Consider the following 16255-nt stretch of genomic DNA (forward strand, 5'->3'; position numbering starts at 1 on the left):
AGGTAGATTACCTATTAGAAAACGGCAGACACCACTCTACAAAAATGTGGTACTGCCGCCTCTACTGCATCATGATGTGTCAACATCTTGACGCATGGGGCAAAGCTCAATCCGATAATCCTGTCAGAGATATATTCGCACAAGCTGCCTGATTTTTAGTTGATCAACTGATATCATTCTACCACATTGATCCCAAAAGTCACTCAAATCAGGTGCTTTGTTAAAGTACGCCTTTTTTAGAATATATCCCAGAAATACACTCATCTTCTTCTGTTTTTAGGATAGTATTCTCTTTTCAATGTTCATTCGGGGCTAATCCCCTTGTTATATGGTCAAAATCCGGTTGGATTCCGAAAGGCTATCTCGGGCCACCCTTTCCTCCGGGACCGCCCGGACCGCGTCTTCCCTGCATTCCCTCAGGAGCCCCGTTCTGACCGTCAGTGCCATTCATCTCCGGCATGCCTTCAGGAGGTGTGCCCATCTCGCCCTGTTCTCCATTTTCCTGCTGTCCGCGCATACCGCGTCCCCGGAATCCACCCATCATACCTCCGGCTCTTTCACCGATAGTGGCGATGTTTCCGTCTACAGTCACGGTCTCCTCCTGATCGCCTGTCTTAACAGTATAAGTCTCACCCTGTTTAAGCTCAGGACTTGAAAGAAGGAATGCCTCAAATGCCTGGGTAGACTCGGCATTTTCGTAGATTACATTACCTTCAGAGTCGGTCACGGTAATCCTGGTTCCTGCTGCCTGCTGCTCAGTATAATAAACAACAAGCTGAATCTGTGTTGAATCCTCACTGAAGCTCTGTAACATGCCTGAGGCTCCCGTCAGAGCAAAGGTACCACCGGTGATGGTTCCTGTTCCGTTATAATCAAGGGAAGCGTTTGCACCGATTTCCGGACCATCTATGTAGATCTCACCGCCGTTAACAACCACATTTCCGTTCGAATCAAGGCCATCACCTGCTGCCGCAACATAGACATTACCGCCATTGATGGTGATAGCAGCGCCTTCGGTAACAGCAAAAATGTCATCGGTTTCATCAGATCCGCCGGCGGAATTGACACCGTCATCTGAAGCCCTGACACTGACTGTACCGCCGTTAATGGTTACGGAAAGTCCCTCAAGACCTTCATAAGACTCAGCAACGTCCACTGTTCCGCCATCTATTATCAGGGCAGTTTCCGCATGGATACCATCATCCTCTGCGTGGATTTCCATAGTTCCATCACTTATAATAACATCTCCCTTGGAATGAAGTCCGTCCTCACCTGATGTGATGGTGATGCTTCCGTCCTGTATTTCCAGGCTGTCCTTACCGTTGATTCCATGCTCTGACGCAGTGATGTCAAGCTTCACATCCTCAGAGATCACCAGTGCATCCTTACCATGTATACCGTCACAGTAGCCACCCTTCACTGTAATTGAACCGCTGCCTGTGATATAAAGATCCGATTTACTGTAAATTGCAGCATCAGGCACATCCGATGAAGTGTCGCTGTCGTTCTGAGCCACAGCCTCCCGCTTATCCTCCACCAGGTTTTCACTGCCCTCAGAAAGTTCGATAAAGAAATTTCCGGAGGTCACAACACTGACAGGTGCTGTCTCACTGTTTGTAATGCTGAAGTTATCAAATACAAGCCTTACATCGTCCTTGTCTCCGGCCTCAACGGAAATCTGACCTTCCTCAAGCTCACCGCTTAACCTGTAGGTTCCGGCATCGGTTATGGTCACTGTGCTGCCGCTAATGCTTACTGCCTTTGAATTGGCACCCGAAACCTTGATCTCGCCTGACTCCACTGTAATGAGAGTCTCATCCTTTGATACATTGGCATTCTCATCTCCGGTTTCCTCTTCTTTGGAATCCCCGGCCTTACTGTCTTCAGCCTTTGCCGCCTCTGTTTCAACAGCTGCTGCAGTCTCCGTCTGATTCTTTCCGCAGCCGGTGCTCAACATTGCCGCCGCACATGCCAGAGTCAGAACTGATGCAGCCCCCTTAAAGGTTCTTCTATACATATTTGTTGTACTATCCTGTTTCTTCATTTTAATCATTCTATCCGTTCTTCTCATACTCACTTCATTTTCATTCCCTGAAAAATATCATTGACTATGCCGAGACCGGATATCCTTTCCACCATATTTTAATCAAAAATTCTATAAGCCAAGGTTAATGCCGATCAAAGGGACTCAACCTTTTCCGCGATTCTGCCGCAAACTATCTCAAGGTTCCCGTTTCTTGCCCTGATGTCATCTATCATTTGCTTTTCCACCTTTCCGCTCTTAAGTGTGAGGTGATATATCAACTCGTAAAGCGAACCCATATTAACGGTCTTCACCTTGATAAGCTGAGCTCCCTCTGCGTAGGATGCAAAAACATCATCAAAAATACCTGCATAATCAAGGTTTTCAGGGATAACGACCTTAAGCTCCCTCTCAAGCTCTCTGGCCTCACCTATAGGTGCTGCCACAAGGGCCATGGTAACTGCGCCGATGACTGCAGTGAACACCACAGCAAGCATAACATATCCCATTCCTGTGGCAAGCCCGACTGCCATGGCAAGAAAGATTGACGCTATCTCACGGCTGTTTCCCGGAAGGGACCTGAATCTCACAAGAGAAAAGGCTCCCATTACAGCTACTCCGGTACCAACATTACCATTCACCAGCATGATAACTGATTGAATGATGGCCGGAAGCAGCACCAGTGTGATAAGGAAATTCTTGCTGTATCTATTTCTAAAGCTGTGGAAGGCCGCGATGACCGCTCCCAAAGCCAGCGATGTAATAAGGCATACAATAAAGCCTTCTGATGTGATATTGCTTCCGTTTATTATTGTATCTAACATTTTTAACCTCCAAAATCTATACTGAACGGATTTTCCAATCTTTTGTTTACAAAATCCTATTCGTAATAAACCTGCAAAAAGGATTTTCTATATGTTTAAATCACATTCACGCCATGGCTCTGCGGCCTGCTGTTCCGACGTGAATCAATGCCTCTGCCTCGCCATTCTTTCTGAGTTCGATTGCATTAAACTGCTTAAGTGCTATGATCTTTGCCTCACGACCCGTCCGTTCGGCAAGATGCTGCTGATAGTAGGTTCCATACTTTGAGAAAGATATCATGTTTATATCAAGCTCTGCAAATGCATTTGCCATCCACATAGGCATGGCTCCGGGAATCTTTACTTCCATAAGTGTCTTTCCTTCAGGAAGCAGGTGCTCTCCCATGTCCCCATGTGTCAGCTCCAGGTCATTTTCTCTCGCCCTTATGGCATTATCGAAGGTAACTCTCAGGTCGCTGTTCTCATTTCCGTGAAGTGCCACTCTGTCATAACCTATAAATGCCTTGGGTTTTAATCCATAAAGCTTTTTCGCATAGTCTATTTCTTTTAAAATCTGTTTATTTGCAAAATTCATTTCGATTTCAGGTGTTTTATCTTCATAAAGATATTTTCTTGCTTCCCTCATCTTCATTGCCACCCGACGCTTATAAACTATACCTCTGTACTTCTTTTTAAGTTCAAGGAAAACCTCCTGATCCTCGGTTGGTACGCCGTAAGATCTTAGTCTCAGCTTTTCCTTATACTTAGGTTTCTCCAGAGATGTCCTTACAAGCTGAAAATTATCTGTATCAAAATATATGTTGCAGATGGTATAATCTGTGAATTTGTCGGGAGACATATACTTATCGAGTATCGGTTTTAAGCTCTCAAGCTGTTCCCTTGTAAGCATAAACTTCTTTTCAATTCTTTCAAAAATCTGTCCTGCCATGTTCATATCCTCCTCTCAGGATGGCTGTATCATACAGGACGAAACTGAAAGAAAGCTGAAAGATTTTCGAGAAAATGTGAAGAAACTGTGAAACAGCATAAACGTTTTCAGCATGTGGATCTTGGGGACGGGGTTCGTGGCCCATTTTTCGGAAAAAGAACCACGAACCCCGTCCCCAAGGTCCACCTTTACAATCAAAAAAACGGAGGATATCCTTTCAGATAACCTCCGTTTATCGTCAGTCTAAATTGTCATTATCACCCAGGAGTTCCGGGAGGAAGTACTGAATCTGCTCCTTCCACCAGTACCAGTCATGGCTTACATCATATCCCCAATAATCACACCAGGCATCGATACTCTTGGTAATAAAAATCCTTTCAAGACTTTTCAGTGTCTTAACACCGTCAAACTCCTGATATCCCTGCCCTACACAGAAAATCATTTTTCTCTTATTATAAAGCTCTATGTATGCGTGATCATGTGGCATATTCTCGAGGAAACGTTCAGGTGCATTATCATAAAGATTGCTGTCCATATAATCATCAAAGAAATACCTTACATCATAAATTCCTGAAAGCGCCATGAGAGACTGAAAAAGATCCGGTCTCCTAAGGAAAATGATGGCAGCATGATTTGCTCCCATACCAACTCCGGCCACTATAGGCATGATCTCTGACTTGTTCTTCTTATGAATATAAGGCAGCACTTCCTCTATTATGCAATTATAATAGGCTTCCTGTCTTGCCGTTCTCCATGGATTATTTCCGTTCTCACACAACCAGCTTTCGGAATCCACAGTATTAACCGTAAATAGCTGGACACGTCCTTTCTCAATATATTCTTGAATCGCTTCAACCATTCCGTGTTCTTCCCAATCATTGGCTGAACCATTCTCACTCGGAAAAGCCAAAAGAGGAATGCCCTTCTGACCATACACGAAGAGCGACATATCTTTATCCAACTGCTTACTGTGCCATGTATAAAACTCCTGTTTCATAATCAGTCTCTCCCTATATTTTTAAATTCACGAACATTGTCAAATAGATATCAGAATTATACCATGATATGACAATCTGATGCAATTTCATTACATAATTTTTAATATTTTTTCTTTCTTTGCTTCCCCACCATATTAATTTTGACCAGAAATGGTTATAATATAATCAAATTGCGCATCTCGTACGAAACATTTCTATGATGTAACCCACCTCAAAAATACAATCCAGGAGGCTTCTTTATGAATTTCGTTTTTATATCTCCAAACTATCCTCATAACTACCGGCATTTTTGTAAAAGACTCAGAGAAAATGGTGTTAATGTTTTAGGAATCGGCGATGCTTCTTTCGTTGAGCTGGATCAGGACCTTCAGGACTGTCTGACAGAATACTACAAGGTTTCGGATCTGTCCGACTACGACCAGGTTTACAGGGCAGTTGCATTCTTCACTTACAAATACGGAAGAATCGACTACCTTGAGTCCATGAATGAATACTGGCTCAGCCAGGATGCCTCTCTTCGTAACGATTTCAATATTAAAACCGGTCTGAAAACTGAAGAACTGGAAGGGGTGAAGGATTCCATACAGCTGATGGATCGTTTTTCAAGAACCGACATCCCGGTTTTCACAAGAGACCTTGATGCTTTTGGTGCCACAGCAGCCCCTGTTGAAGCTGAGCTCTGTTCATATGATGCCATTGCCGACAGTCATTGTAATCCTCTGTTCGAATCCATGACCGTATGGGCTCCCGCTACGGATCCGGATGTATTGATCGATACCGGAGAAATCTATTACACTTGCCCTAATATGCCCGCAAAACTCCGTCTACTTGGCCGTAGGGCTTTGAAGGCAATTGGAACCGGTTCCCGCTTTATGCATATCGAGTTCCTGCATCTTACAAAAGATCATGGTCAGCTTGGCAAGGCCGGCGATTATGTTGCTGTTAATGCTTCCATCTGTCCTGCCGGTGGTGATGCTCCCGACATGATGAATTACGCTCATTCTGTGGATGTTTACAAAATCTGGGCAGATATGATTACCACAGATAAGCGATACCTTGACGGCCGTCTTCAGACTTCAGCGGAGCTTGGACATCACACTTCCGAAAATGGTGACGATTGCTTCTGTGTATATGCAAGCCGCAAGGAAGGTCCTTCTTATGTTCATCCTGAAAGCCGCATTGCCGACAAATTCCATGACGTTCTTATGGTGCGCCGGAAAGAAACCGACGAATACGGCACTGCAGTCACCAGATATGTGGCAAGACTCCGCAGCCAGCATGAGGTAAACACCTTTATCCGTTACCTGCATGAAACAACACCCCAGCTTTAAAATAAGGAAAACTACCGGCGGATTCATTTGCCCCGCTTTCTCAAAGCTGCGAAGTTACCACAATTAGAAAATCGTGTATCAACTAAAAATCACCGACAGATGTGTCTTGCATCTGTCGGTGATTTTTTATCATTCTACCAAAAATTCATTTCACTGATGGAAAATGCCTACTAAAAGCTGTTGTTTCTTTTCTCATTTCCTGTTTTCATATATCTTGTTAATTGTCCAGACCCTCAGGCTTATTGATTCGAGTCCGGTACCGCAATAGGGACATACCTTTGAACCGAGGCTCTTAACCGGCGCTCCGCAGTTAGGACAATTGTACCCCAGCATCTTCCCTTTGGTCTTCTCAGCATCCTGAACATACACAAGCTCTGTATCAAAAACCGTTTGGAACTTTCTCATCTTCCAGCCTGAATCTGATGCATTGGAAGCATTGGCCTTGGTGCCCACCTTAACTTTTCTTTCATAGCTTGCGGAAGTCTGGGCATGTATGGTGCAGGCGGCCTCTCCCCTGACATATCCGGAAATTACGGTCTTATAAGCATATCTGTTTTTATATTCAAGCTTATCTTCAGAATATGCCATTCCCGAGGAAACTTTACTGTCATTTGTGATGAGCGTTTCAACTTCCTTCATTATTTCCGGATACTCAATCAGAAGCTCGGGGGCTCTTTCGTCAATTGCCTCCATTCTGAGAACCACTGCATTCTGGATTCGTGTCCTCCACTCATTCCAGCTGAATTCCGGAAAATCTTTTTCTATCCTCGGAATATATAGTGAATCCATAGAAGACAGGGATTTCGGTGTTGCAGATATTTCCTCTTCGTCAGTAACTCCTTCACCTGTCACAATGGACTTCGCCAGAATTTGCAAAGCCTGTCCCATGATGGATCTTCTAAATCTCCATATTTTATAAGATATAAAACCTACTACTATTACAAAAACCGCCAGGTTCAAAAGCGGTCCCAAAGCTGCTGAACTTAACTCCATATCTCATCATCCCCTACTATAAAAACTTCTTCCCGCACTTCGGGCAGTATTCAAAATCCTCAGATGTCTCATAAGCACATCCGTAACAGATTTTAGTCGCAGTCTTCCCGCTCCCTGCTCCTGCTCCGCGCTGCCGGAGATACAGATCGTTTGCACTGATGGAGACATTATCTCCCCACTCGATGGCTCTTCCGGTCTCGGGCCTGAGCTCATACAGGGATCCGCAGCAGGAGGTTTCCACATAGTAAGTTTTTCCCCATTTGAAAACAGGAATAAAAAACAATGTCAAAGTCATATAGGTCATAAAAACCTTGTATCTTCCCATCCTCCCGCAAACATCGCAGGTCATCTGCTGATTATATTCAAGATCCTTACGGCCGTTATTGATTCCAAAGATAAAAAACATTATTCTCTGTCCTTCTTTAAGAAAATTCACGCTTAAAATTATAGCATATAAAGACACAAAAAATGCAGTCTCCCGAAGGAAACTGCATCCTAATATCAATTCATCTGTTAACACTGATTTTAACTTATTATCTGATATTCAGATATAAATCTGACCGGCCATACACAATTTACCAGTATCTTCCGATGGCAGCTATATTTTCATAGTGTATGGCACTGCTGCCGGAATCCTCAAATACCCATCCGCGGCTGCTGTTTGTGGCATGAACAATGGAATTATCTCCGGTGTAGATGGCCACATGTCTTACACTGCCAATGCTGCTGCCGTAAAAAATCAAATCCCCCGGAAGCATCTCTGCCTCTGATACATATCTCGGGGCACTTGCAGCCTGCTCTCTGGAGCTTCTCGGAAGTGAGATGCCGAAGGTTCTGTATACAGCCTGTGTGAATCCTGAGCAATCCGCAGGTCCGCTGAGACTGTTGCCGGTTCCATATCTTAAAACACCGACACCTACGTACTGTCTTGCAAAATCAACTATATCCTTACGACCGGCTGTACTTGCTGAAGTAACCGAAGCCTCAGACTGACCTGCAGAAACAGCTGCACCCATGGTCACATCCACAATCGGTGTGGAAATGCTTGCCTCTGCAGAACCTGTGAGTTCACCGACACTCTGTCCTGCATCGGCACTTTCAGCATCAGCTCCGTTCTGTGCTGTATCGCCTAAAGAAAAAGAAAAGGATCCGTTTGCATCAACCCAATCGGAGGCCAGTGCCAATGTTCCGTCAACATTGAAATAATAGGGCTCTGAAACGCCGTCATTGTCGGCGTCCATCCATGTTATATTAAAATTATCAGCAAATGCAAGTCCCGATGCTGCTGTGATCATCATCACTGTAAGCATACCGGCTATAATTCCTTTAATATTTTTCATACGTCTCCTAAAAATATTTTTTAACAACGACTTTCCTAGTTTAACCTCAATTACTTTATCTATGCAAGTAGGCGGGATATACATTTTATTTATAACAAAAGAAGACATCAGTTCATCCTTACAAGCAAGCTTGTAAAATAAACCGGTGCCTGATACCTGACTTATACACAAAAAATGTCCTGATTCCTCGCATCCGGAACCAGGACCTGTCTTCGGTAATATTCACTTTACGATTTAACGGCAGCCAATACGGTTTGGTTGGCAATACTGCTGTCACAAGAGAATATCGAGCTACTGACCGGACTTGAACCGGTGACCTTCTGATTACGAATCAGATGCACTACCGACTGTGCTACAGTAGCTAACCAGGGCAGAAAGCTGCTCCTGCCCTTCGTTTTTCATGCCACATAAGTTTACCGATTTTAAAAGAGCTTGTCAACCGCGGATGGCCCCTCCCTGAGAAAAAATACAAGCCCTGAATTTATATGTCTGTGACTTTATAGTGTCCAATACCGCGGCTCCCCATTTTGTGGAGTGTCAGGCTTATGGGTATAGTATAGACAGCGGCAGCCGGTGAACTCGGAGGACGGGGTTAGTGGTCCATTTTCCAAAGAAAATGGACCACTAACCCATCCCCCGGGTCCACCGGCTGAATCATCAGGATTTCGACACCGTACCGTCTTCTCCAATGGAGATTCCTTTACTGATACTCTCCATATATGAATAAAACTCCGCCTTGTCTGCTGCCTCCGACAGGGTTCTTGTATATCCTGCCGATGATTTTCCGGGTATCAGCCGGAGCTTCAGATTCTCAGAACCATCCTCGGTATTATCGATGGTCACCCTGAGAAGTGCCGTCCTCGGTATGGAGCTTCCGAATACAAAGTTTCCGAGGCTGTACACGATAGGAACATCCTTATAATACTCAATTCCCTGAAGTACATGAGGATGAGCTCCCACAACAAGATCCGCACCGGCATCCACTATATCATGGGCCAATGTCGTCTGGATCTCATTAGGCATTTCCTTACGCTCCTCACCCCAGTGTACATAAACCACTACAAGATCAGCCTGTTCTTTAGCCTGTTTGATCTCCTCGATCAGGTTTGACGGATCGTAGGCTGCCAGCAGTCCCGGTGAACTCTCTCCTGCTGCCCAATATGCTTCAGGCATAACTCTGGTCGCTCCGATAAACGCGATCTTCCTGCCTTTAATGCTTACCATGACAGGCTCTGCCGCCTCTTCTATATTCTTCCCGGCTCCCACATGACTGATACCGGCTTTATCCAGAGTATCCAGCGTATCCAAAAGAGCATCCGGTCCAAAATCCAGAGTATGATTATTGGCCAGAGTAACCAGATCGATACCCATTTCCTTAATCATGTCAACCTTTGAAGGATCAACCTCAAAGGTATACTGCTTATCCTTTTCCGGCGTTCCTCTGTTGCTGAATGGAAACTCTTCATTGGCAACGAAGTAATCTGCCGATTTCATTTCGTCAAGATATGCCTGGGAAACCACTCCCGTAATGTCCCCGGATGCCTGATATGCTTCCATAACGTGGTCACTGAGATACACATCTCCCGAAAACATAAGCTCTACAGGTTCAAACTCTGACACGCCTATGGCTCCGGCCTCCACAGTCATAACAGGATTTTCCACAAAAACAGCGCCGCTTTCATTAACATGAGTTGTGGTTTCTTCTGTTAATGTCTCCGGCTCAGATGATTCCTCTGCCGCAGCCTCTGTAGCAGCTTCAGACGTTTCTCCTTCAGTATCGGATGTTTCATCATCTTTACTTTCAGTTTTATCCGTAACAGCACCTTGAAGCTGAAGCATAACCGATCTTGCCTTGTCCCCTGACTGAGGCTTCAGCGTAACCAGTGTGATCATAATGATCTCATATATTACAAAGAACAAACCTATCGCCATGAGAAGCAGTTTCCATCGGCTTCTCCTCTGCAGTCTTTCTTCCTCTTCATCCTCTTCCAGATAAGATCTTACATCACTGAATCTTTCTTCTGTTTCCCTTCGCTCCTGACTTTGCTGCATTCTTTCGGAACGTGCACCTGAATAGTTGCTCTGTCTGGTATTAATAAATACTCTGGTTCTGTCCTGATCAACAGTTGAATCACTGCCGGAGCCATGATTTAAATTACTTTTTGAATCAATCGAACGAAAACCTGTGCTCTCATATGAATTTCTTCCGGTCGTACCCTTTGTAAGATCTTCTCCGAAAATCAGATCAACTTCCTTGTCATAAATATTTCTCTTATCAGACTTTTCCCTCTTATAAGAGTCTTTTATGGCCGGGTTTTTCTTCTTATTTCCCCTTTTTCCTCCGGTTTTTCTACGGCTTCTGCCAAAATCCGACCGGTCAACCTTCTCGGAATTATGATCTTCGCTTTTATCGATTCCCAGGGTTTTTCCGATACTCTCAACTTTAATCTGTCTTCCGGGTCCTGTATACTCAGAATTATCTCCGTGATGGTCCGATTCCAGAAACCTTTCAACTTCCCCTTCAGACAGCAATACTCTTTTAGGATAAGTCACTCTCCTTTTAACGTTTCCGGTCCTTTTTATATGACCCGTATTTTTTACGCGCTCCGTCTTTTTTACGTGAACCGCATCATTATCTTTTTCCCTAATATTTCTCTCAGCCCTTGGCCCTTTATAATGTGACCTGAGGTGATCATTCCCCGTTTGCTCTCTCAATCCTTACCTCTTCAGATAATTAGTTTTCAATGGTCAAATCCATTTCCCTGCGCTCCATATTCTCCCCATAAGCGCAGTTAAAGTCCATCTTCCACTTGTTCCTGTCAGGATGGAAGATGGACTTTAAACTTATACCATCATATCTTCAATTATTCAAGTTCAAATGCACCTGTATACAACTGATAGTAATTTCCCTTTGCTGCTATCAGCTCTTCATGAGAGCCTCTTTCGATGATATTACCGTGATCGAGAACCATGATTACATCTGAATTCTGCACTGTACTGAGTCTGTGGGCAATAACAAATACCGTACGTCCTGCCATAAGGGCATCCATACCTCTCTGAACTATCGCCTCAGTATGTGTATCGATGGAGGAGGTAGCCTCGTCCATGATCATGACCGGAGGATCCGCAACCGCTGCTCTTGCGATGGAAATGAGCTGTCTCTGTCCCTGTGACAGGTTGGAACCGTTAGACAGAAGCTTTGTGTTATAGCCCTCCGGAAGTCTCTGGATAAAATCATCGGCTCCCGCAAGTCTTGCCGCTGCCATACACTCCTCGTCTGTGGCATCCAGCTTTCCGTAACGGATATTCTCCATAACAGTTCCGGTGAAAAGCACTGTATCCTGAAGGATGATACCAAGGGAATGTCTGAGATCCGCCTTCTTTATCTTTTTAATGTCGATACCGTCATAGGTGATGGTACCTTCCTGTATCTCATAGAAACGGTTGATAAGGTTTGTAATGGTGGTTTTTCCTGCACCGGTGGCACCAACGAAGGCAACCTTCTGTCCGGGACGGGCGAAAACATTAACCTTATGAAGAACTGTGTGCTTTCCGTCATAGGAGAAATCCACGTCCTTGAGAACCACGTCTCCGGCTAACTTTCTGTATTCATAACTGCCGTCGTCCTTGGTCCGCTTCCACGCCCACATTCCTGTAGCTTCCGGGGTTTCCGTTATCTGTCCGTTTTCATCCTTGCAGCTTACCAGAGTTACGTAACCCTCGTCCTCCTCCGGCATTTCATCCATCAGGGAAAATATACGTCCCGCTCCCGCAAGTCCCATGACGATAGCATTGATCTGCTGTGAAATACCGCCTATCTGACCTGCAAACTGCTTTTCCATTCCAAGGAAAGGAACTGTAATGCTTATGCCTAAGGCAAGTCCGCTGAAGCTTATATTCGGCACCTTGAGGAACAGCAAAAGACCACCGGCAAAGGCCAGTATCACATACATGATATTACCGATATTTCCAAGTATCGGCATCAGTGTATTGGCATATTTATTGGCCTGCTCAGCAACTCTGAAGAGTTCATCATTAACCTTATCGAAATCCGCCTTTGCACTATCTTCATGGTTAAATACCTTGATGACCTTCTGTCCGTTCATCATCTCCTGGATGAATCCCTCGGTTTTACCAAGCTCTGCCTGCTGCTTCATGAAATACTTTCCTGAGCCGCCGCCTACCTTCCTTACCACCTTTGTCATGACAAATACTCCGCCCACAACGATGATGGTGAGCCAGATGCTGTAGTACATCATAAGGCAGAAAATAGTGATAACAGAGATCGCAGAAACCATAAGCTGCGGAATTGACTGGGATATGAGCTGTCTCAGAGTATCAACGTCATTTGTGTAGTAAGACATGATGTCTCCGTGCTCATGCTGGTCAAAGTATCTTATGGGAAGATCCTGCATTCCGTTGAAAAGCTTGACACGGAGCTTCTTAAGAGAACCCTGTGTAATGACAGCCATGCACTGGTTGTAAACCACACCTGCGGTAAGTGATATTCCGTAAAGCACCGCCAGTATGGATACCGTTCCAAGAATATCCGAAGAAACTGCATTCCAGTCTCCGGTTTGCCAGTTCTTTTCAATGACAGCGATAACCCTCTGCTGAAACATTGACGGTATGGCACTTACGACGGCATTGATGAAGATACATATAAGAGTAAAGGGGATCAGCTTTGGATAAAAGGAATACAACAGCTTTATCAGTCTGATCATAACTTTACTACTTGGAAGTGTTTTTTTCTTTTCCATTATCTGACACCTCCTTCGCTTTTTTCTGCGGCAGCCGAAACGGAAGCCGCCTCCTCAGTCACCTTGTTCTGTGCCTTGTAAAGCTCCTGATAAGTTGTATTTCTCGAAAGAAGCTCCTCATGATTTCCGATATCCTGTATCTTACCGCCCTTAAGGATGAGGATGCGGTCTGCCTCCTGTACGGATGATACACGCTGTGCGATGATTATCTTTGTGGTTTCAGGGATAAATTCCTTAAAGCCCTTTCTGATAAGGGCATCTGTCTTTGTGTCTACCGCAGAGGTGGAGTCGTCAAGTATAAGAACCTTTGGCTTCTTGAGGAGGGCTCTTGCTATACAGAGACGCTGCTTCTGTCCGCCGGAGACATTGGTACCGCCCTGAGTAATGAAGGTATCGTATTTATCAGGAAATCTCTGAACAAATTCATCCGCCTGGGCAAGCCTGCATGCTTCAATGATCTCCTCATCCGTAGCCTTCGGATTTCCCCAGCGGAGGTTTTCCTTGATGGTGCCGGAGAAGAGGACATTCTTCTGAAGCACCACTGCTACCTGGTCACGAAGAGTCTTGAGATCATACTGCTTTACATCCAGACCTCCTACCCTGACGGCACCCTCAGTCACATCATATAATCTCGGAATGAGCTGTATGAGTGAGGACTTTGAAGAACCTGTGCCGCCGATGATTCCGATGGTCTCACCTGACTTAATATGGAAATCAATGTCTGAAAGAACAAATCTTTCCGCGCTCTTAGAATACTTAAAGCTTACATTATCAAAATCTATGGAACCGTTCGGAACCTCCATAACAGGATTCTCGGGATTTGTAAGTGTACTCTCTTCTCTCAGAACCTCTGCTATACGCTCTGCCGATTCCGCAGAGATGGTCACCATAACAAAGATCATGCTGAGCATCATGAGTGAAATAAGTATCTGGAAGCTGTAGGTAAGAAGAGCCGAGAACTGTCCTACATCAAGGGCTGAGCCTTTAGTTGTGATGATAAGGTATGAACCGAAGCTCAGAACAAAAAGCATTACCACATAAAGACAGAACTGCATCAAAGGATTGTTGATGGCAAGTATTCTCTCCGCCTTTGTGAAGTCTCTCTGAACATCTGCTGCGGCAGCTTCAAATTTCTTCTTTTCGTACTCTTCCCGTACAAATGACTTCACAACTCTCATGCCGGTGACATTTTCCTGGACAGAGTCATTTAAGGCATCGTACTTTTTGAATACCGCACGGAACAGCGGCATAACTGTTCTTACCACCGTGGCGAGACCTATTCCGAGAATAGGGATTACAGCAACAAAGATCCATGCCATCCTTCCGCCCATGATAAATGCTGTCGCAAAGGAAAAGATGAGCATCATGGGGGCTCTGAAACCGATACGTATCAGCATCATGAATGCAAGCTGCACGTTCTGGATATCGGTAGTCATACGGGTAACCAGCGAGCTGGTCTGGAACCTGTCGATATTCTCGAAGGAAAAGTCCTGTATCTTATAGAAGATATCCTTACGAAGATTTCTTGAAAAGCCTGTTGCTGCTGTGGCGCTGGCATTACCGGCGATGACACCGAAGGTCAGGGACATGGTTGCAAGGATTATCAGTACGATACCGAATTTTGTGATGACATCCATGCCGCATCCTGCTTTGATCTGGTTAATAAGCTCCGCAGTAACAAACGGGATTATGGTTTCCACAAGAGACTCTAATACAACAAAAAAGGGTGACTTCCAGGCCACACTCTTAAACTCTCTTATGGACTTTGAAAGTGTTTTTACAACGTCCATTTTTCTCCTTTCTCAATCTATGATATATATCCGGATAAGGGATAAGTGAAGTCAGCGCAAAGCGCCCGGTGAAGGTAAACCTACACCATATATGTTAAAAGGCGCCGATAAATGAATCATCGGCGCAATGGTACTATACTAATAGATTGTTTAAAATATTTCAAGAAATTTATAAAAACTTAATGAGGGAAGATCCCCCGGCCCCCCTTGATTGTGCATCGTGTCAGTATCAAAAGTTCAGCCGGGATCGGGCAGGCTCTCTGGCCTGCCTGTTCCCGGCTGAACATATTTTTATCAGTCTTCCTTTGGAGTCTTGGTTACATCTTTTGTTTTGCAGATGTCATAAATGATATCAACACAGCTGTCGATTCCGAGGCTTCCGGAATCAAGGGTAACGTCATAATTCTGGCATCTGCCCCACTCCTGCTCGGTATAGTAGCGGTAATTAAATTTACGTTTCTTATCCATATCCTTCAGCATCTTGTCTGTATGCTCCGGATCCTTGTAGATACGTGTTATACGGTCTTTTCTTTTATCAAGGTCTGCATGGATGAATACGTTTAGAACATCTGTCCTGTCTCTCAGAATATAATCCGCACAGCGTCCGACAATAACGCAGGGTCCCTTTGAAACCAGTTCAAGGATAACCTCTCTCTGCTTTGACCAAAGATAATCCTCGGGACTCATGCCGTAGCTGTTGCGGGCTGAAAAGGAATATTCGATCCAGTTCTTGGCGTTGGCATACTCGCCCTGTTTTTTCACATATTCTTCCGCAAAGCCTGTTTTGAAGGCGGTCTGCTCGATGATTTCTTTATCATATAATGGGATTCCCAGCTTGTCGGCGAGTTTTTTTCCTACTTCTCTGCCGCCGGAGCCATATTCTCTTGAAATTGTCACATACTTAATACTCATACTGTCACCTTCTTCCGGAATGTTGTCTTCACGATTTGCCTATCTTCATTTTAGCATCATTATTCCGCGCATTCAATGAGTTTGAAAATTATTTTTAAATTTGGCTCCGAGGCGTAACAGTTCAGTCGACAATGGTTCGCGAAGACCGTGGTCGGCTCTTTTCCCCACAATCCGAAGTTATTGGAACCACTGATTGACCTTAAAACTCAGAATTCAGAATATAAGTCAATGTAACCTGCTATTCAGGATGACCCAAATCCCGATTACCTAAAATTGAGTCATTGTAACCTGCTATTCAGGATGACCCAAATCCTGATTACCTAGAATTGAGTCATTGTAACCTGCCATTCAGGATG

General features: G+C 44.6%; 12 protein-coding genes and 1 tRNA gene. 1 reads left to right on the forward strand and 12 read right to left on the reverse strand.

The genetic code is table 11. The features are described 5' to 3' along the window. Nucleotides 1–358 precede the first annotated feature (358 nt). The 4 genes from G625_RS19365 to G625_RS0110300 form a co-directional block, all read right to left on the reverse strand. Nucleotides 359–2044 carry a carbohydrate-binding domain-containing protein gene (locus G625_RS19365; protein ID WP_198014886.1) on the reverse strand — a complete coding sequence of 562 codons (1686 nt, stop codon included), beginning with the start codon at nt 2042–2044 and terminating at the stop codon, nt 359–361. Between the two features lie 134 nt (nt 2045–2178). Beyond that, the gene (locus tag G625_RS0110285; protein ID WP_029201059.1) at nt 2179–2847 is read right to left on the reverse strand and encodes a DUF4956 domain-containing protein; all 669 of its coding nucleotides are present in this window, start codon (nt 2845–2847) and stop codon (nt 2179–2181) included. Between the two features lie 106 nt (nt 2848–2953). Next, nucleotides 2954–3775, reverse strand: a complete 822-nt coding sequence (locus G625_RS19370) for a polyphosphate polymerase domain-containing protein (RefSeq protein ID WP_084152851.1) — start codon at nt 3773–3775, stop codon at nt 2954–2956. A 238-nt stretch (nt 3776–4013) separates the two neighbouring features. Then, complete coding sequence (locus G625_RS0110300) at nt 4014–4772, reverse strand: esterase family protein (RefSeq protein ID WP_029201060.1); 759 nt, start codon at nt 4770–4772, stop codon at nt 4014–4016. A gap of 240 nt (nt 4773–5012) precedes the next feature. On the opposite strand from G625_RS0110300, the gene G625_RS0110305 reads away from it, so the two are divergent. Continuing rightward, complete coding sequence (locus tag G625_RS0110305) at nt 5013–6104, forward strand: hypothetical protein (RefSeq protein WP_029201061.1); 1092 nt, start codon at nt 5013–5015, stop codon at nt 6102–6104. A 192-nt stretch (nt 6105–6296) separates the two neighbouring features. Here the strand turns inward: G625_RS0110305 and G625_RS0110310 are convergent, their stop codons facing one another. From G625_RS0110310 to G625_RS0110345, 8 genes are all read right to left on the reverse strand, one after another. Then, nucleotides 6297–7097: a zinc ribbon domain-containing protein gene (locus tag G625_RS0110310; protein ID WP_029201062.1), complete on the reverse strand. Its 801-nt coding sequence runs from the start codon at nt 7095–7097 to the stop codon at nt 6297–6299. Nucleotides 7098–7113: 16 nt separating this feature from the next. Beyond that, nucleotides 7114–7503, reverse strand: coding sequence for a zinc ribbon domain-containing protein (locus tag G625_RS0110315; protein WP_029201063.1), 390 nt, complete (start codon nt 7501–7503; stop codon nt 7114–7116). 169 nt (nt 7504–7672) lie between these two features. After that, nucleotides 7673–8437, reverse strand: a complete 765-nt coding sequence (locus G625_RS21305; RefSeq protein ID WP_049895849.1) for a C40 family peptidase — start codon at nt 8435–8437, stop codon at nt 7673–7675. Between the two features lie 289 nt (nt 8438–8726). After that, nucleotides 8727–8799, reverse strand: a tRNA-Thr gene (locus G625_RS0110325). A 295-nt stretch (nt 8800–9094) separates the two neighbouring features. Further along, nucleotides 9095–10990: a CapA family protein gene (locus tag G625_RS21955; RefSeq protein ID WP_242826627.1), complete on the reverse strand. Its 1896-nt coding sequence runs from the start codon at nt 10988–10990 to the stop codon at nt 9095–9097. A 311-nt stretch (nt 10991–11301) separates the two neighbouring features. Further along, nucleotides 11302–13197, reverse strand: coding sequence for an ABC transporter ATP-binding protein (locus G625_RS0110335; protein WP_029201064.1), 1896 nt, complete (start codon nt 13195–13197; stop codon nt 11302–11304). Further along, on the reverse strand, nt 13197–14987 hold the full coding sequence (locus tag G625_RS19385; RefSeq protein WP_044932304.1) for an ABC transporter ATP-binding protein: 1791 nt from the start codon (nt 14985–14987) through the stop codon (nt 13197–13199). The genes G625_RS0110335 and G625_RS19385 overlap by 1 nt, the downstream gene beginning before the upstream one ends. Nucleotides 14988–15281: 294 nt before the next feature. Beyond that, nucleotides 15282–15899, reverse strand: a complete 618-nt coding sequence (locus G625_RS0110345; protein WP_029201065.1) for an AAA family ATPase — start codon at nt 15897–15899, stop codon at nt 15282–15284. Nucleotides 15900–16255: the final 356 nt, after the last annotated feature.

Origin of the sequence: Oribacterium sp. NK2B42, assembly GCF_000424445.1 — a bacterium.
Taxonomy (GTDB): domain Bacteria; phylum Bacillota; class Clostridia; order Lachnospirales; family Lachnospiraceae; genus Oribacterium.